13 protein-coding genes are annotated in these 18145 nt (G+C 61.4%); 6 read left to right on the top strand and 7 right to left on the bottom strand.

From position 1 onward, the window contains the following. Positions 1-27: 27 nt before the first annotated feature. The 6 genes from JJB09_RS01185 to JJB09_RS01160 all read right to left on the bottom strand — a co-directional run bounded on the left by JJB09_RS01185 (position 28) and on the right by JJB09_RS01160 (position 5981). On the bottom strand, positions 28-1107 hold the full coding sequence (locus JJB09_RS01185; protein WP_201651951.1) for an ABC transporter ATP-binding protein: 1080 nt from the start codon (positions 1105-1107) through the stop codon (positions 28-30). After that, the gene (locus tag JJB09_RS01180) at positions 1100-1720 is read right to left on the bottom strand and encodes a cupin domain-containing protein (protein WP_201651949.1); all 621 of its coding nucleotides are present in this window, start codon (positions 1718-1720) and stop codon (positions 1100-1102) included. The genes JJB09_RS01185 and JJB09_RS01180 overlap by 8 nt, the downstream gene beginning before the upstream one ends. Before the next feature lie 77 nt (positions 1721-1797). After that, entirely contained in the window at positions 1798-2871 is a 1074-nt protein-coding gene (locus JJB09_RS01175) for an ABC transporter substrate-binding protein (RefSeq protein WP_201651947.1), read from the bottom strand. 41 nt (positions 2872-2912) lie between these two features. Further along, positions 2913-3728, bottom strand: coding sequence for an ABC transporter permease (locus JJB09_RS01170; protein ID WP_201651945.1), 816 nt, complete (start codon positions 3726-3728; stop codon positions 2913-2915). Continuing rightward, a complete protein-coding gene (locus JJB09_RS01165; RefSeq protein ID WP_201651943.1) occupies positions 3725-4612 on the bottom strand; it encodes an ABC transporter permease in 888 nt (295 codons plus the stop codon). Before JJB09_RS01165 ends, JJB09_RS01170 begins: the two co-directional genes overlap by 4 nt. A gap of 88 nt (positions 4613-4700) precedes the next feature. Further along, positions 4701-5981, bottom strand: a complete 1281-nt coding sequence (locus tag JJB09_RS01160; RefSeq protein WP_201651941.1) for an NAD(P)/FAD-dependent oxidoreductase — start codon at positions 5979-5981, stop codon at positions 4701-4703. Between the two features lie 732 nt (positions 5982-6713). Between JJB09_RS01160 and JJB09_RS01155 the strand changes: the two genes are divergently transcribed. The 6 genes from JJB09_RS01155 to JJB09_RS01130 all read left to right on the top strand — a co-directional run bounded on the left by JJB09_RS01155 (position 6714) and on the right by JJB09_RS01130 (position 14915). Continuing rightward, positions 6714-9128 (top strand): FAD-dependent oxidoreductase, encoded by a 2415-nt coding sequence (locus JJB09_RS01155; protein WP_201651939.1) that lies wholly within the window; start codon positions 6714-6716, stop codon positions 9126-9128. Between the two features lie 211 nt (positions 9129-9339). Next, entirely contained in the window at positions 9340-10593 is a 1254-nt protein-coding gene (locus JJB09_RS01150) for a sarcosine oxidase subunit beta family protein (protein WP_201651937.1), read from the top strand. Positions 10594-10605: 12 nt separating this feature from the next. Beyond that, on the top strand, positions 10606-10878 hold the full coding sequence (locus JJB09_RS01145) for a sarcosine oxidase subunit delta (RefSeq protein WP_201651935.1): 273 nt from the start codon (positions 10606-10608) through the stop codon (positions 10876-10878). After that, positions 10875-13766: a sarcosine oxidase subunit alpha family protein gene (locus tag JJB09_RS01140; protein ID WP_201651933.1), complete on the top strand. Its 2892-nt coding sequence runs from the start codon at positions 10875-10877 to the stop codon at positions 13764-13766. Before JJB09_RS01145 ends, JJB09_RS01140 begins: the two co-directional genes overlap by 4 nt. Continuing rightward, positions 13759-14271, top strand: coding sequence for an aminomethyltransferase family protein (locus JJB09_RS01135; RefSeq protein ID WP_201651931.1), 513 nt, complete (start codon positions 13759-13761; stop codon positions 14269-14271). The genes JJB09_RS01140 and JJB09_RS01135 overlap by 8 nt, the downstream gene beginning before the upstream one ends. After that, positions 14268-14915, top strand: coding sequence for a TetR/AcrR family transcriptional regulator (locus tag JJB09_RS01130; RefSeq protein WP_201651929.1), 648 nt, complete (start codon positions 14268-14270; stop codon positions 14913-14915). The genes JJB09_RS01135 and JJB09_RS01130 overlap by 4 nt, the downstream gene beginning before the upstream one ends. A gap of 134 nt (positions 14916-15049) precedes the next feature. Here JJB09_RS01130 and JJB09_RS01125 read toward each other — a convergent pair whose 3' ends face one another. Further along, positions 15050-17962, bottom strand: a complete 2913-nt coding sequence (locus JJB09_RS01125) for an aminotransferase (protein ID WP_201651927.1) — start codon at positions 17960-17962, stop codon at positions 15050-15052. Between the last annotated feature and the right edge of the window lie 183 nt (positions 17963-18145).

Raw genomic sequence — 18145 nt, 5'->3', positions numbered from 1 at the left:
CTCCCATTTCGAAGATCGCGGATGTTATCAGGCCGCAAGAACCGGGCAAGTGGCATCTTGCCTCACATACACATGAATATTCGTACCCGCCTGCAGCGCCGATGTCTCGCCTTGGCGCGGCGTATCGATGACAATTTCCGTAGCGGTGCCGATCACCGCCCGAATACGCAGTGCCTTGCCATGGAAGACAATGTTCGCCACCCGGGCAGGCGTCGTTGCCGGGCCGGCGACAGCCGATATGAGGATGTCCTCCGGGCGGACGCCAATCGTCCGGCTCTCGCCGAGCCCCGGAGCCTCGCCCGCCGCCGGTATCGACAGATGCAGGCCGTCGGCATCGAACTTCATCATCCTTTCGGACAATCCCGCAAAACGAGCCTCGAGCAGATTCATTGTGCCGATGAAGCTTGCGACGAAGCGGGTGGCCGGCCTGTCATATAGCGTTGCCGGCGACGCAATCTGTTCGATCCGCCCATCATGCATGACGACAATACGGTCGGATATCGACAAGGCTTCCGTCTGATCGTGCGTCACCATGACGAAGGTCGTGCCGAGACCCGACTGCAGGCGCTTCAACTCCACCTGCATCTGCTCGCGCAAATGCGCATCCAGTGCCGAAAGCGGCTCATCCAGGAGCAGCATGCGCGGCTCGCAGACGATGGCGCGCGCAAGCGCAACGCGCTGGCGCTGACCGCCCGAAAGCTCCGTCACCCGAGCCGAGATCTTGTCGGACATCCCGACCATGTCGAGCGCGGCGGCAACCTTCTTGCGTCTGTCGGCGGGGGGGATCTTTCGCAGCCACAAACCGAACTCGATGTTTTCAGACACATTCATATGCGGAAACAGCGCATAGTCCTGAAAGACCGTGTTCACCGGCCGATCATAGGGTCTGAGTGGCGTGATGTCGCGGCCATCGAGCAGGACCGTGCCGCCGGTCGGTGCCTCAAAGCCTGCGATAACGCGCAGCGTCGTCGTCTTGCCGCATCCAGAAGGGCCTAGCAAAGTCAGGAATTCGCCCTGGGCAATATCGAGATCGATGGCATCCAGCCCGATGACGCCACCCGCAAATTCCTTGCGCACGGATTTGAGGCGCAGCAGCGGGTCAGCCATTGTCGCGTACCTCGGATGGCTTTGTGGTATTGACCCAGAGTATCTCGCCACGCACACGACTGTTGTTGCGGAAGGCGTGCAAGAGCGTGCTCTTGAAGGCGAAGCTGTCGCCCTGCCTGAGAATGTAGGCGGTGCCGTCGACCACCAGTTCCATTTCCCCGGACAGGACGTAGCCGAACTCATGGCCGGCATGGGCATAGGCTTCCGCCGTGCCACCGCCGGGCTCGACGATCACCATCATGCCGGTCAGTGCCGCGCCGGGTGGCGACAGCAACTGTTTGGCGATGCCCTCCGAACGCACTGGCAAGGGGCGGCGCGCATGGGCACGAACGCAATAGAGATCGCCCGCAGCATCCGCACCATCGCCGATCAATGCGCTTGGCTCGACGGAAAGCGCCGCCGCCAGAGGCCAGATGACCTTGACCCGCAGCGACGTAAGTCCACGTTCGATCTGGCTGAGTGCGCCGATGGAGATTCCGGCCATGCTGCCGAGATCGCTGAGAGACAGGTTGCGCTCGAGCCTGAGCGCTCTTACCCTGCGGCCGACAAGCACATCCGCCTCGCTGATGTCCCTGCTCGCCTTCTCCACCACGCCTTGCAACTCTTCTACCATATGCACTCGCCTTCCCAGCCAGTTTCGAATACCACGCGGACGAGAACCTGAGCCCTCGCCCGCGCGATCTTCCCGGTTCAACCGCCTGCCTTGATCTTCTCGAACATCTTGGCGAGGTCGTCGTTCTGCTTCATCGGACCTGTGAAGATCGTGGTCTTCAGCATCACGTCAGGATCGGCAGGCAGTTGCAGATTGTCGAGCGTTTCCTTGGGAACTGCTGCAAAGGCAGTGCTGGTGGAACTGCCATAGCCATAGGCTTCGATCAGGTATTTGCCGGCATCAGTTTCCAGCCGGCTGTTGATGAAGTCATAGGCCAGATCGACATTGGTCGCATCCTTGAGCAGCACGTAGCCGCAAGTCCAGGTCAGCATACCTTCCTTGGGGTTCATGAACTCGACCGGCACTCCCTGCTTCTTGAGCGCAACCGCCGAAGCATTCCAGGTCATGGCCGCGACCAGCGCGCCGCTGGCGAGCGCCTGCTGGACCGAAGTCATGTCGGTGGTGTAGGCGCTCAACAGCGGCCGTTGTTCGCGCAGCTTTTCGGCGACCTTTTCCAAGTCTGCCGGGCTCATGTCGAACGGATTTACGCCTGCCAACACGGCGGCGACGAGCGGTGTGTCGTGCACGGCGTCGATGGTCGCCATGCGGCCGGCATATTGCTTGTCCCAGAGCAGGTTCCAGCTCTTCTCAGGATCCTTCACAAGGTCCGTGCGATAGAGAATTGAGGTATTGCCCCAATCCCACGGCACCATCCAGACCTTACCGTCTCCCGCCTGGATATCCGGCAGGTTCCTGAAAGTCGGGAATATGCTCTCCCAGTTCTTGATACGCTTGGTATCGATTGGTTGCAGCAGACCTTCCTTGTTCCACCGCGCCACCTTGTCATAACAAGGATGGGCCACGTCGGGCCTGAAACCGGCTTTCACCTTGGTGAAGGCATCATCGTCATCACCGAACATGGAGAATTCCACGCCGTCCGGATGGGCGGCAAGGAAAGTCTTGTTGAAATCGGGCAGCTCATAGCCCGACCAGGTGAAATATTTGAGCTTGCCATCGGCCAGCGCCTGGCCCGCCAGGGACGTAACGATTGCAGTGAGAACAGCAAGTCCGGTCTTTTTGACGCGGTTGGCATTTCCGGTATCCCAGTACATGATCATTCTCCTCTTGGTGGTTTTGTTCTTATGGTTCGATGTCATCGGCGCTCGCCGGCGGAAAGCCCCCGGTTGCGGAGCAACTCCGCAGCACCGGCGATCACCACGGATGCGAGCAGGATCACGCTGCCCAGCGCCATCACGACAGGCAGCGATATCGGGAAACGCAACTGACTCCAGATATAAAGCGGCAGGGTCTGTTCTGAGCCAGCCAGGAAAAAAGCGATGATGAATTCATCGAAACTGGTCAGGAACGCCAGCATGAAGCTCGACGCTACAGCCGGCAGTGAAAGGGGCAGCAAGATCCGCCAGAAGACCAGCGCTTCGCGCGCTCCCAGATCCTCAGCCGCCTCGGCGACGCTGCGCGGAATGGCCTGGAACCGGCCCTTCATGATGATCACCGTCGTCGGCAGGCCCGCCAGCACGTGGCCGGCGACGATTGCCAGCAAGGAAGGCCCGAGGCCCGCAAGGTTGACGAGGATGAGCAGCGCAATGCCGACGATGACCCCGGGAATGAGAATCGGCAGCCGGGCGATGGCCGAGATCGCCCGGGCTGTCGTGTTGCGCCCGAAAACATCCATGTAGGAGATGGTGACGCCGCACAATGTGGCGATCCCTGCCGCGGACACGCCGACCAGAAGGCTGTTCACCAGTGCATTGCGCAAGGCTTCGTTGCCGGCGAGCGAACGATACCAGTCAAGCGTAAAACCCATCAGCGGAAACGCCGCCTGGATGGAATCGTTAAAGGAAAACAGCGGGATCAACGAAACCGGCAAATAGAGAAAGGCGATATAGAGCAGCACATAGGCGCCGAGCCAACGGCTGCCTTGCCCAGGCGCTGCCGCCCCACCGCTCATGTCCTGCTCCCGTATCTCTTATCCATCGACCGGACCGTCAGGATAAGCGCCGCGATCAGCAACATCACCGACACCGCAAGTGCTGCACCGAACGGCCAGTCATTGGCTTTGCCGAACTGGGCCTGGATCAGCGAGCCAACCATCGTGCTGGACGGTCCGCCAACCAAGGCGGGGGTAACATAATCGCCGATGGTCGGGACGAAAACGACGAGCGCACCGGCCAGGACGCCGGGCATGGAGAAGGGCAGGATCACCTTGCGAAAGGTGGTGAAGGGCTTTGCGCCGAGATCTGCCGCCGCCTCGGTCAACGACTTCGGCATCGTCTCCAGCGCCACATAGATCGGCAGGATGGCAAACGGCGCATAGGCATGGGCCAGCGTGACGACCACGGCGGCGGGCGTATTGAGAAACGCCAGCGACGGCTCGTCGATGAGCCCGGTGGCCATGAGGGCCGAGTTCAGCACCCCATTATAGGCCAGCACAATCTTCCAGGCGAAGACGCGCAGCAAGTAGCTCGTCCAGAACGGCAATGTCACCAGAAACAGGATCAGCTTGCGGCGACGGCCGGCATGGAACGCCAGATAGTAGGCGACGGGATAGGCTGTGACCACGGTTGTCGCCGTCACCAGACCGGCAATCAGGATCGAACGCAATGAGACGGTCAGATAGAGCGGATCGGACAGCACCGTGGCAAAATTGCCGAGCGTATAGCCGTCACCCAGAAGGTTGCCACCATTAAGGCGGAAACCGAGAAAAACCACCAGCGCGAGAGCAAACAGAATGAGGACGAAAGTGACAAAGCCGCCCGGCAGCAGCATCGCAAAGTGAAACCTGGCCCGCGAGGCGCCTGAGGTCTTGACCGCCGATGTACTGATTTGAGACATGGCAATTTTTCAGAAGTGAAATCCTGTCTAAAGATTTCACGGTTTGAAAAACTGTCAAGTAAAATACGACGATGCGCGCCGTTCATCTCTATTGTTCGATCGCGTCCAGCATCCGATACCATCCGATCGTCGCCGCGACCCCGATGTTGCGCAGGAAGTGAAACGATATGGGCTTGATCGGCGTTATGGGAAATGGAAGCGCGGCCTGATCGCCCGTCAGAATATAGTCGGCAAGCCGCCGGCTCATGGCGGTCATCAGACCGACGCCCCTGCCCTGACAGCCGACAAAAGCCAGCAGCCCCTTCTCCGGTTCGTGGAGATGCGGCAGGTGGTCCGGCGTCATCGCCACACGCCCATACCAACGCCTGGAAATCTCGACATCGGAGAGCGAGGGAAACAACCGCGCCATGGCCCGCTCAAGATGCGACCAATCGTCGATATGCTTCGGTCGGGAAAGCGGCCCTCGCCCGCCGAGAATGAGACGCCGGTCCGGCGTGCGCCTGTAGTAGACGAGGATGCGGCGCGAGTCCGAGACTGCGTGCCCTTGCGGCAGGATATCGCGCGCCACATGTTCGGGCAGCGGCTCGGTGGCGATCTGGAAGGAGTGCAGCGGCACCAGAGTCTGGGCGAGGCCCGGCACGAGATTGCCGGTATAGGCATTGGTCGCGACCAACACCGATCGGGCACCAATCTCGACACCGTTTTCCATCGTCAGCAGCCAGCGATCCTGCCGCTTCTCCAGCTTGCGGCACTTCATGTTTTCGGTGATGCGCGCGCCGGCCGCCGCGGCAATGCGCGACAGTTCCATCGTATAGGCAAGCGGCTGAATGACACCTGCGCGGCGGTCAAGAAAGCCGCCGTGATAGTTGCTGGTGCCGATCAGCCGCTCGATCGTCTGCGCATCCAGCATTTCGACATCGGCGCCCAGCGCTTTCCACTGGGCAAATCGGCTCGACGCGGTTTTCAGGGCCGCTTCCGTATGACAGGCCTGGATCCATCCATTGCGATTGTAGGCTACGTCAAGCTTCTCTTTGCGGATCAGGTCAAAAACAGCATCCGCAGTCTGCGACGCAAAGTTGATTAGCACTTCGCCACGTTCGCGCCCAAAGTGTTGGAGCAGCCATTCCGGGTCATACTTCAATCCCGGTATGACCTGGCCGCCGTTCAAGCCACTGGCCCCGTCGCCGATTCGTCCCGCATCGATGACTTGCACCTTGAGGCCGTTCCGCGCGGCATGAAAAGCCGTGGCCAGACCCAGAATACCAGCGCCCACCACAGCAAGATCGACAGTTTCGCCGGATTCAAGCGGCACGCCGCTCGACTTGCGGATATGCTCCTCGGCCCAGACAGGCTCCGAATAACCGGGCATGCCGCAAAGTCTCCAAAAAACGGCTCAAATCAATGCCGGAATGATAGTGCAGTTTCACATTTCTGAAAAGAGAGCCGCAATAGTATGCCATGCCTTGGAAATCAGTTAACCACATCGCCCTCTGCTGCGATGCAAACAAAACAACCGATCACGAAACCGCAAGCAATCCAAAATTTCACTTCCGCAACCAGAAGATACAACAATCACCAATTTCGATTGAATTCGCATTTCAAATTTTAGATATCCGAGCTCAGCCGAGCATCCGAATATGACAATTCATCTTAAGTCTAATATTTGTATTCGAATGTATATTGAATTCAACGGAGATGGACTTGGAATTCCACACGAGGTTTCGGGCATGACCTCATATTCCAGCTTCGCACCGCCGCTCCAACAGGAATTGGCAGGAATTCGGGACCTAATGCGCGCCGATGCCGATCGAGCATTCAGTCCATCAAAATCGCGCAGAGACGCGCATTGTGCAGCGCGAATATTTATGGACACTGATGTATGCATTTTTCGCTTTGCAAGTTCACTATGCATGAATGCGCGGCCCCCTGACGCCGCCAGCAAGCACGCGCGATGGGATCCATTCCGTCGATCGTCAAAAGGCGGCAGGAAATAGGCGCCAAAGTGTCCAAATGGGATAGCACCCGAACGGGAAACTCCCTAGACATTTATGTCCATACATCTTACCAATATCCGCATTCCGGGCGCAGAGGGAGCATCGTCGTGAAATCGCATTACAAGGTCGTGGTCATCGGTGGCGGCGTGGTTGGCGCCTCGGTTCTCTATCATCTGGCCAAATATGGCTGGAGCGACACGCTGCTAATCGAGCGCAACGTGCTAACCTCCGGGTCCAGCTGGCATGCGGCCGGCGGTTTCCACGCGCTCAATTCCAATCCGAACGTCGCAACGCTCCACGCCTACACGATCGACCTTCTGAGCGAGGTCGAGAAGGAATCCGGCGTCAATATCGGCATGCACACCACGGGCGGCATTTCCTATGCCTGCAATCCCGACCGCTGGGATGCGCTCAAAGCCTCCTACCGGGTCTTCCAGTCAACCGGCATCGATGACGTCCGGATGATCTCGGTGGAGGAAATCCTCGACCGCTGCCCGATCGTCAAGCCCGACGGCATCATCGGCGGCCTCTATGCCGACCGCGAAGGCCATATCGATCCCTCCGCCGTCGTTCACGCCTATGCCAAGGCCGCCCGCATGCGCGGCGCATCGATCGTCGAGAAGAACCGCGTCATCGAGCTCAAGCAGCGCCCGGACAATTCCTGGGACGTGATCACCGAACAGGGCACCGTCAATGCCGAGCATGTCGTCAATGCCGGTGGCCTGTGGGCCAAGCAGGTCGGCCGCATGGCCGGGCTTGAGCTGCCGGTTTCGCCGCTCGAGCACATGTATCTGGTCACCGAAGCAATCCCGGAGGTCGCCGAGCTCAAGCAAGAGCTGCCGACCATGGTCGACCTCGACGGCTTCTCCTATCTGCGCCAGGAGCAGAAGGGAATCCTGCTCGGCATTTATGAACTCGACCACCGCCATTGGAACATGGACGGCGCGCCGTGGGATTACGGCTTCGACCTGATCCAGGAAGACGCCGAGCGCATCGAGCACGAACTGACCCTATCCTACGAGCGCTATCCGATCCTCGAACGCGCCGGCATCAAGCGCTGGGTCAATGGCGCCTTCACGTTCACCCCTGACGGCAACCCGCTGGTCGGCCCCTCGCGCGGCGTGCCGAACTACTGGCTGGCCTGCGGCGTCATGGCCGGCTTCATGCAGGGCGGCGGCGTCGGCAAGGCGCTGGCCGAATGGATGATCCACGGCGAGCCGGAAGACGACACCTTCGGCATGGACATCGCCCGCTATGGCCAGCACACGGCCAACCGCCAGTATATCAAGGAAACCACGGGCCAGTTCTATTCCCGCCGTTTCGTCATGACCTATCCCAACCAGCAATTGCCGGCTGGACGCCCGCTCAAGGTCTCTCCGTCCTATGACGTGATGACCGAGGCCGGCGCGCGCTGGGGTTCGTCCTGGGGTCTCGAAGTGCCGCTCTATTATGCACCGAAGGACTACGTCGAAAACCACACGCTCCGCCGCTCCACCGCCTTCGATATCGTCGGCAAGGAAGTGCTGCATACCCGCGAAAAGGTCGGTCTGATCGATATTTCCGGCTATTCGCGCTACGAGGTGAAGGGGCCGAAGGCCTACGAATGGCTCGACAAGGTTTTTGCCTGCAAGATCCCCAAGCCGGGCCGTTCCGTTCTTGCACCTATGCTGGCGCCGAACGGCAAGCTCAAGGGCGACCTCACCATCTTCAACTGGGGCGACGGTACCTACTGGATCATGGGCTCCTACTATCTGCGCGAATGGCACATGCGCTGGTTCGACCTCTTCCCGATGGAGGGCGTCATCGTCAACGACCTCTCCGATGCCTGGGTCGGCTTTTCGCTTTGCGGTCCGCTGTCGCGCGAAGTGCTGCAGCGCACGACGGAAGACGATGTGTCGAACGGCAACTTCAAGTTCCTTGCCGCCAAGACCGTCGATATCGGGCTTGTCCGCGCCAAGGTCGGCCGCATGTCGGTGACCGGGGAAATGGGCTACGAGATCAACATCCCGGCGGCCCAGCATCGCACGGTGCGCGAGACTCTGATGAAGGCCGGCGCCGATATCGGCCTGCGCGATATCGGCTTCGGCGCATCTCTGTCGATGCGGCTGGAAAAGAGCTACGGCATCTGGAGCCGCGAGTTCACACAGGGGTATACCCCGCAGATGACGCTGTTTGACCGCTTCATCGATTTCGACAAGCCCGATTTCATCGGCAAGCAGGCAGCGGTGGCGGAGAAGGAAACCCAGTCCGCCAAGCAGCTGCAGGTGACGATCGAGGTCGATGCCGTCGACGCCGATGCTTCGGGCTACGAGCCGATCTGGAAGGACGGCAGGCTGGTCGGCTACGTGACGTCGGGCGGCTACGGCTACACGATCGGCAAGTCGATCGCAATGGCGCTGGTCGACCGCGAATTTGCTGTTGTCGGCACCGAGTTCCTGACGCACATCGTCGGCGAGGAACGCGGCTGCCGGATCATCGAGGCTTCGCCTTATGACCCGATGGGCAAAGTGTTGCGGGCGTAATTTTGCCCCTCACCCTAACCCTCTCCCCGTAGAAACGGGGAGAGGGAATCTGCTCCGAGTCTCGCCGCTCTGTCGCTCCTTTTATTGGGGCGAGTTGGGCGAAACAGCGCCACAAGTCCCTTCTCCCCGCAAGCGGGGAGAAGGTGGCGGCAGCCGGATGGGGGGCAATTGCGCGTATGTAATTTGACCAGCTAGAGACCATGGGAAACACATGACCCGTCACTACTCAGCACTTTCCCTGCTCAAGGAAGGCTTCGCCAACCAGAAGGGCTGGCAAAAGGCCTGGCGCTCGCCCGAGCCGAAAGCAGCCTATGATGCCATCATCATCGGCGGCGGCGGGCATGGGCTGGCGACCGCCTATTATCTCGCCAAGCACCACGGCATCACCAATATCGCTGTTATAGAGAAGGGCTGGCTGGGCGGCGGCAATACCGGCCGCAACACCACCACGATCCGCTCCAATTACTTCTATCCCGAGAGTACCGACCTCTACGAATATTCGCTCAAGCTCTACGAGGGCCTGTCGCGGGAACTGAACTACAACATCATGTTTTCGCAACATGGCGTGCTGACCATGGTGCATTCCAAGGGCGAGATGGAAATCGCCGCTCGCCTCGTCAACGCCATGCAGATCAACGGCATCGATTCCGAACTGCTTGGTGTCGACGAGATCAGGAAGCGCGTACCGCTTTACGACCTGTCGCCCAATGCACGCTTCCAGGTGCTGGGCGGCGTCTGGCAAGGACGGGCAGGCTCGGCCCGGCACGACGCGATCGCCTGGGGCTATGCCCGCGCCGCCGACCGCCTGGGCGTCGACATCATCCAGAATTGCGAGGTCACCGACTTCATCGTCGAGGGCGGCCGTTGCCGTGGCGTCGTGACCTCCAAGGGCAGCATCCGCGCAGATCGCGTCGGCCTCGCCGTCGCCGGTCATTCCTCACAGATGGCGGCCAAGGCCGGTTTCCGCATGCCGATCATTTCCTACACGCTGCAGGCCTGTGTCTCGGAGCCGGTCAAACAGGCGCTGGGCTGCACCGTGCTGGCACCAGCCACCGGCACCTATGTCAATCAATCTGCAAAGGGCGAATTCGTCATCGGTGGCGGCATCGACCGCGTGCCGTCCTATGCGCAGCGCGGCAACATGCCGGCGCTGGAAACGGTAATCTCCGGACTGCTGGAAATGTTCCCGTCACTCGGCCAGCTCAAGCTGATGCGGCAATGGGGCGGCGTGGTCGACGTGACGCCGGACTCCTCGCCGATCATCGGCGAAAGCCCGCTGCCTGGCCTCTATCTCAATTGCGGCTGGGGCACCGGCGGTTTCAAGGCGATACCGGGAGGCGGGGTCACCCTCGCCCATCTGCTGGCAACCGGCAAACACCACGATCTGTCGCGCCCCTTCGACCTCGACCGCTTCCGCACCGGACGGCTGATCGACGAAGCGGCCGGTTCCGGCATCGCGCATTAAGGGAGTACGGATATGCAACTCTTCCCCTGCCCTTTCTGCGGCCTTCGTCCCGAGACCGAGTTCCACTTTGCGGGCGATCTCGGCAACCTTCGCCCCGAAGGCTTTCTGGACGTCTCAACCGAAACCTGGACCGACTATCTCTTCGCCCACAACAATCCGCGTGGCGAGAGCAAGGAAATCTGGAAGCATTTGACCTGCATGGAAGTTTTCACCATGACGCGCGACACCGTCAGCCACAAAGTCACGTCATCGACCGCGTTGCTACCTGAGGGAGACGCCCAATGAGCGCGTTCCGACTGACCGAAGGCGGCAAGATCGACCGCTCGCGCCCGTTGACCTTCACTTTCGACGGCCAGATCGTGCATGGCTTCGAAGGCGACACCGTCGCCTCGGCGCTGATTGCCAGCGATATCCGCATCGTGGGCCGCAGCTTCAAGTATCACCGCCCGCGCGGCATCTGGGGGCACGGTTCCGAAGAACCCAATGCACTTGTCGATGTGTCGGGGACTGTCAGCGCCTCGCCCAACGATCGCGCCACAGTGGTTACTGCCAAGCAAGGGCTTATCGTCCGCAGCGTCAACAACAAGCCCGACGCCGCGCATGACAAATTCGCCTATCTGGACCGCTTCTCGCGGTTCATTCCGGCGGCCTTCTACTACAAGACGTTCATGTTTCCGAACTGGCACCTGTTCGAGCCGCGCATCCGCGAAATGGCAGGGCTGGGCAAGGTCGACCCGACCTGGAAGAAGACCGGCCTCGCCACCCAGCGCAATGCGCATCCGGACGTGCTGGTTATCGGCATGGGACCGGCGGGGCTGACCGTCGCACTCGATGCCGCCGAGGCCGGCAGGACAGTGATGATCGCCGACGAAAAATCGACTGCCGGCGGCTCGTTGCAGCATCGCGATTACGCCGCCCAAATCGATGGCAAACCGACGATAGTGTGGGTGTCCGAGACCATCGAGCGCCTGCGCGCGCTGGGCGCCGTGATCCTGACCGACACGACCGCCTTCGGCATCTACGATCACGCCATGGTCGGCCTCAACCAGCGCCATACCGATGGCAAACGCGATACGCTGTGGCGCGTCCGGCCGAAACAGGCCGTGCTGGCAACGGGCGCGATCGAACGCCCATTGCCGTTTGCCAACAACGACCTGCCGGGCGTCATGTCGGCGGATGCCGCACTTTACTACCTGCGCCAGCAGGCCGTCGTCGTCGGCAAACAGATCGTCATTGCCTCGAACAACTCGTCAACAATCGAGGTCGGCATGGCACTGGCTGCAGCCGGCACTGACGTCACGATCGTCGATCACCGTGCCAATGCCACACTGCCTCACCCACAATCGGGCCTGACCCTGATCGCCGGCAAGCGCGTTGTGCAGGCGCTCGGCAAGCAGGCCGTGACAGGCGTGGTGCTTGACGATCGGACCCGGCTTTCGGCCGATTGCGTTCTGGTTTCCGGCGGCTGGACACCGACAATCCATCTCTACGGGCAGGCCAAGGGCAAGCTGCACTGGGAGGAGTCGTTACAGACATTCGTGCCCGGCACGGCTATTGGCGGCTTGACCGTTGCCGGGGCGGCGAACGGCCGGCTGACGCTGGCCCGAGCGCTCGCCGACGGCGCCACCGGTGCAAGCCATGTGCTCGGCAGGGAACTGGCCGCCCCCGGCGCGACCGGCATCGGCGAGACCTATTCCATCTCGGCGGCCTGGCCCGAACCGGGCCAGAAGGGGCGCGTCTGGATCGACTATCAGAACGATGTGACGGCTAAGGATGTCGAGCTCGCCGCGCGCGAAAACTTCACCTCCGTCGAGCATCTCAAGCGCTACACGACGCTGGGCATGGCGACCGATCAGGGCAAGACCTCCAATCTCAACGGTCTGGCACTGATGGCAACCCTGACCGGCCGGACCATTCCGGAAGTCGGCACCACGACTTACCGGCCGCCGTTTACGCCTGTGCCGCTCGCAAGCTTCACCGGAAAACGCTCCGGCAACTTCTTCAATCCGGTCAAGCGGCTGCCGCTTGAAAATGCCCATCGCGCCGACGGCGCCGTGTTCTGGGATTACGGCGGCTGGCTGCGGCCCGCCTATTTCGGCACCGGCGCGGCGGACGACGAGATCGCCCGCGAAGTGCTGGCGGCGCGCGCATCGGTAGCACTGTTCGACGGATCGACGCTCGGCAAGATCGAGGTGATCGGCCCGCAGGCGGCGGAATTCCTCGATTTCATGTTCTACAACACCGTGTCGACGCTGAAGCCGGGCAAATGCCGCTACTGCTTCATCCTCACCGAAACCGGCATCATCTATGACGACGGCGTGCTGGTGCGGCTTGCGGACGATCACTTCGTCGTCTCCTGCTCGTCGTCGCACGTCGCCGGCGTCTATTCGATGCTGGAAGACTGGCGGCAGGACCGGTTTGACCGCACACGCGTGTTCATCCACAACGCGACAGCCAATTATGCGACCCTGACCGTCACCGGCCCGCGTTCGCGCGACCTGCTGTCGACGATCGACTTCGGTGGCGCGCCGCTCGATGACGCGACGCTGCCGCATATGTCGTTGGTTCATGGCAGCTACAGGGGCGACCCGATCCGCATCACGCGCGTCTCCTTCACCGGCGACCGCTCGTATGAAATCACTGTTCGTGCCGACCGCGCCGAAGCGCTGTGGGCCGAACTCAAGGCCAACGGCCGCGCATTCGATGCCGTGCTGCTCGGGTCCGAAGCGCTGCTGCTGCTGCGCGCCGAAAAGGGTTATGTCATCGTCGGCAAGGACACCGATGGATTGACGCGTCCTTCCGACATGGGCCTGCATGGCCCGCTGAAGAACAAGAAGGTGGAGTTCATCGGCAAGCGTTCGCTGATGCTGGAGGACGCCCAGCGCCCCGACCGCAAGGAATTCGTCGGGCTGGAAGTCGCCGACGACGGGCCACCGTTGCCGGCCGGCGGCCACGGCGTGGAGTGGCAAGGCGAGAGCTGCCGCAGCCTCGGCTATGTCACCTCGAGCTATATGAGCCCGACGCTCGGACGACCGATCGCGCTCGGCCTGATCGAGCGCGGCATGAGCCGGCACGGCGATATCATCGATATCAGGCATTTCGGCGAAATCAGGAAGGCCCGTATCGTCGGCCCCTGCGCCTTCGACCCGGAAGGAGGACGCCTCAATGCGTGATTTGACTTCGAACTGGCTGCCAGTCCCGGCATGGGATGACGTATCGCTCAACCGCAGCGACCTTACTGCCCGTACGGTGACGCTCCCGAGCCAGCATCTCGTCAGCGGCAACCTCACGGCCTTCTCGGCAAAAGCCGGATTGCCTGACAATGGAGCCGGCGCATTTCAGGAGGTGTCCGGCGACCACTACGCCTTGCGTGTCGCGCGCGATAGAATTCTGGTGGTGGGTGGTCCGGCCGAAGAGCTCGGCCCCGGCTGGCATCCGGACGGCTATGCAGCAACCGACGTCAGCGCCAGCTTCCATGTCTTCGAATTCTCGGGCACCGGCATCGAAGCCCTGCTGCAGGAGGCAATGTTCGTCGATCCGAATATCCAGAGCGCCAGCGCATCGACGATGTTTGCCGGCCAGGCAGCCTTTGTCTATTACCATCAGGGCAAGCTGCGGGTGCACGTGGAGCGCGGCTTTGCGCCCTTCATCTGGCAGTGGCTGGAGGCGCGGGATTGACCGCGCTGGTCGCCAGCGGTGACGCGCAAAGCCGATCCACCAAGGAGGATTGGCTCAATCACGCGATCGCGACGCTGGTGACTGACGGCATCGACCATGTGAAGATCCAGGTGATCGCCAAGGAACTCAACGTCTCGCGCTCCAGCTTTTACTGGTTCTTCGAGAGCCTGCAGGACCTTCACGACCAGCTTTTGCAGCACTGGCTGCACAAGAACACCGGCGGCATCATCGAGCGCGCCATGCGGCCAGCGCCCAACATCATTCGCGGCATATTGAACGTGTTCGAATGCTGGGTCGACGAAGCGCTGTTCGACCCGCAACTTGATATGGCCGTGCGCCTGTGGGCGCGGCGTTCTGCAACGGTCAAGGCCGTGGTGCAACAAGCCGACACCCAGCGCGTCGACGCGGTGACTCAGATGTATCGCCGGCACGGCTACGAGGAAGAAGACGCCTTCATCCGGGCACGCGTGCTCTACTTCACCCAGATCGGCCACTATGCACTTGAAGTCGATGACGACATGGAGACGCGCCAGTCGCATCTGGCCGCCTATCTCCGAAGCTTCAGCGGACGCGAGCCGACGACGGACGAGATCGAGGATTTCCGACGGTTTACGTTTGGGCGGCAGAGCGGAATACCGACGTAACGGCTGACTTCCACTTCTCCCCAGCGGGGAGAAGTGCCGAGCGAAAGCGAGGCGATGAGGGGGCCTTGCTCCAAGTGGCGAAGGCCCCCTCATCCGGCCTTCGGCCACCTTCTCCCCGCTGGGGAGAAGGGAGTTCACCAGCCCTCGTCCAGCACCTTGGCCAGCATGTCGGCGAAGAAATCCGCGCTTTCCTTCGTCAGGCAAAGCGGTGGTTTGATCTTCAGCACGTTCAGATGGTCGCCGGTCGGCTGCATGATCACGCCGAGGTCGAGCAATCGGTCGCAGATACCCGCCGTCTCAATCGTGGCCGGCTCAAGCGTTGCCCGGTCGCGGACAAATTCCAGTCCGAGATAAAGACCCATGCCGTGGACGGCACCAACGATCGGGAATCGCTGGCCGAATGCTTCGAGCCGGGCCTTGAGATGATCGCCGACATCGCGGGCGTTTTCCTGCAGCTTCTCGTCGCGCATGATGTCGAGCACCGTCATGCCGACCGCGCAGCTGACCGGGCTGCCACCGGCCGAGGAGAAGAAGTAGCCCTCGCGCTCCAGCGAATCCGCGATCGCGCGCGAGGTGATCACCGCGCCCAGCGGATGGCCGTTGCCCATACCCTTGGCGATGGTGATGATATCGGGCGTCACGCCCTGTTCTTCAAAACCCCAGAAATAATGGCCCAGACGGCCATACCCCACCTGCACCTCGTCGGCGATGGTGACGCCACCACGCTCGTGCACCTGCCGGTAGACCTCCTTGAGATAGCCCTTTGGCAGTGGAATGCCGCCGGAATTGCCGTAGACGGTTTCGCAGATGAAGCCCGCGAGTTTCTCGCCCTTCGCATCGACATTCTTCAGCGCTTCTTCGACCGCTGCGATGTAGCCCGGCGCGGAATCCGCCCCGCGGAACGGGCCACGATAGGTATTGGGCGATGTGACCGGATGCACCCAGGCGGGCCGCGTGGTCAGCGCCAGCGGGTTGTCGGCAATCGAGGTGGAGACGGCATCGCTGGCTACCGTCCAGCCGTGATAGGCTTCGAGCAGGCTGATGACGTTGCGCGCGCCCGAATGCGCCCAGGCCAGCCGAAGCGCCAGATCGACGGCCTCGGAACCGGAATTGACCAGAAAGATCGTATCGAGGCCTTCAGGCGCAAGATCGGCCAGACGCTTGGAAAAATCCGCCACCGCCGCGTAGTGGAAGCGCGAATTGGTATTGAGCAGCGACCATTGCCGCCCGACGGCCGCAGACAGTCTCGGGTGGCCGTGGCCGGCTATCGCGACATTGTTGACCATGTCGAGATAGGTGCGTCCGTCCATGGCATACATCTGCGCGCCAAACCCGCGCTCGATCTGCGGCGGCGTCTTGTAGTAGTTCTTCTGCGGCTTGGCGAAATGCGCATGGCGCGTTTCGAGCAGGCCATCGCTCTCGAGCGGCGGCGCATCGAAATCGGCACCGAGCAGGATCGACGGCGACGGGCAGGTCGACGACCATGCGGCCGCCTGATGCGGCATGACGAATTCCGGCGGCGTCACCGTGGGGTCCATGCAAAGCTGGATCTTGAGATGGCCACTATCAGACACAACAGCGAGATCGAGGCCGGGCGCGGCCTTCATGCCGGTTTCCAGCACGGTATCGACGCCATCGAGCAACAGCACCACATCATGCGCAACCAGGCGAAAGCGGCTGCCGGCCAACTCGACCGATCCGGCGAAGGGTGCAGCAATCCGCGTGCCGGCCGGCAGCACCATCTCGATGAACAATGCCCTGGTGGCCGACGGCGTGGCCGAATGGTGTCGTGTCCGGGTCAGACGATATTCGCCGTAGCGCGCCAGTGCTGCCCCAGCCTCACCTGCCGCGTCGCTTAGCAGTTCCTGATCGATGCCCGGTCTATGCCAGTTGCCGTTCTGAAGGTGCGGGCTCAGCGTTCCGAGTTCGACGATCCGGATCGCCACGGGGTCAATATCAGGCAAAAGCCGATGCATGGATGGCAAGGCTGGCGTCTTGTTGATGCCGACCGCATCGAGAATTGCCGCCTGCATGACTGCCAGCGGCACGGAGGTTGCCACCTCGAAGATCGTCCGCTCATGCTCGATATTGCCCAAGACATAGTCGTTGTCGGGCTCCAGCTCGAGTTGCTGTTCGCTCGACGCGATCAGCACACCCGCACGCTGGATGATCAGCGGCCACAGCGCCTCCGCCTCATCGGCATTCAGCGGATGGGCCGCATGGAATGCCCTGACCGCGGGCAAGATGAAGAACGGATCGCCGCTGGCATGGTGCAACAGCGAGGCGCAGCAGACCGCGAGATCGGCAATCAGCCAGCCCTCCATCAGGTCGCCGAAATCGATGACGCCGTTGGGGATCAGTTTTCCATCAGCGTCGGCGGCCGCGACGACATTGTCGTCGGTGATATCCTGGTGGATCGCCTGCAATCGGAAGCCGGCGGACAATGGTTTGACCAGCGTTTCTGCCGCGGCCATGGCTGCAGAGACCCGCGCGCGCTTGCCTGGATCCGGCACAGAGGCCATCAGTGCGTCGGCAATTGCCACCGCATGGCGGAGATCCCACTGGATCTGTCTGTTGAGGCCATCATGGCGAAAACTCGCCAGCCCCCTTGCCGTCTCGCCGCAAACCCGGCCAAGTGCAGCGACTGTCGCTTCCGGCAAGAACTTGCGCCGCGTCAGCGGTTCGCCCTCGAGGTAGCTGAGCAACCGGACCTGGCAGGACTGGTCGTTGATATCGAGCGACAGGATTTCCGAACCGTCCTTCGCAGCAACAGGCTGCGGCACGGCAGGCCCTGCCGTTGTTTTGGTCAGGTGACGCATCGCAGCGTTCTGCGCCTCCAGTTCGAGTCGACTATATTCCGCATGGCAAATCTTCAGCACGAAGCGACCGGAGCCGGTATCGACGCGGAAATTGCGGTCCTGCTGGCTGCCCAATTCGACGATCGGACCTGACAGGCCGTAATGCTCGGCAAAAATCCGCGCCGCGTCGGCCGCCGTCACATTCGGGCGCGGCAATTCGGCGCGTCCAAAGGCACTCATTTCCAGCATAATAGGTCTCGCTCCTGCCCTGATCCTGGATGAGATGTTAGACCAAGCGACGATTACAGAGCAACGGGATTACGCGCGTTGCGTTGCACATTAATACGTGCCGCCGCTTGCCAGTATCCGGCGCCTTGTCTATGAGAAAACGACCGCAGATTGTTCGGCCTGCGTGACTCCAAGTCAAAAGAT

This window comes from Phytoamicus setariae (assembly GCF_016722925.1).
In the GTDB taxonomy this organism is placed as follows: domain Bacteria; phylum Pseudomonadota; class Alphaproteobacteria; order Rhizobiales; family Rhizobiaceae; genus Rhizobium_E; species Rhizobium_E setariae.
This window is presented reverse-complemented; position numbering and strand designations above follow the sequence as displayed.

Coding starts and splice junctions, on each gene's coding strand:
- JJB09_RS01185 (WP_201651951.1), bottom strand. CDS start 1,107: ATGGCTGACCCGCTGCTGCGCCTCAAATCCGTGCGCAAGGAATTTGCG.
- JJB09_RS01180 (WP_201651949.1), bottom strand. CDS start 1,720: ATGGTAGAAGAGTTGCAAGGCGTGGTGGAGAAGGCGAGCAGGGACATC.
- JJB09_RS01175 (WP_201651947.1), bottom strand. CDS start 2,871: ATGTACTGGGATACCGGAAATGCCAACCGCGTCAAAAAGACCGGACTT.
- JJB09_RS01170 (WP_201651945.1), bottom strand. CDS start 3,728: ATGAGCGGTGGGGCGGCAGCGCCTGGGCAAGGCAGCCGTTGGCTCGGC.
- JJB09_RS01165 (WP_201651943.1), bottom strand. CDS start 4,612: ATGTCTCAAATCAGTACATCGGCGGTCAAGACCTCAGGCGCCTCGCGG.
- JJB09_RS01160 (WP_201651941.1), bottom strand. CDS start 5,981: ATGCCCGGTTATTCGGAGCCTGTCTGGGCCGAGGAGCATATCCGCAAG.
- JJB09_RS01150 (WP_201651937.1), top strand. CDS start 9,340: ATGACCCGTCACTACTCAGCACTTTCCCTGCTCAAGGAAGGCTTCGCC.
- JJB09_RS01145 (WP_201651935.1), top strand. CDS start 10,606: ATGCAACTCTTCCCCTGCCCTTTCTGCGGCCTTCGTCCCGAGACCGAG.
- JJB09_RS01140 (WP_201651933.1), top strand. CDS start 10,875: ATGAGCGCGTTCCGACTGACCGAAGGCGGCAAGATCGACCGCTCGCGC.
- JJB09_RS01135 (WP_201651931.1), top strand. CDS start 13,759: ATGCGTGATTTGACTTCGAACTGGCTGCCAGTCCCGGCATGGGATGAC.
- JJB09_RS01125 (WP_201651927.1), bottom strand. CDS start 17,962: ATGCTGGAAATGAGTGCCTTTGGACGCGCCGAATTGCCGCGCCCGAAT.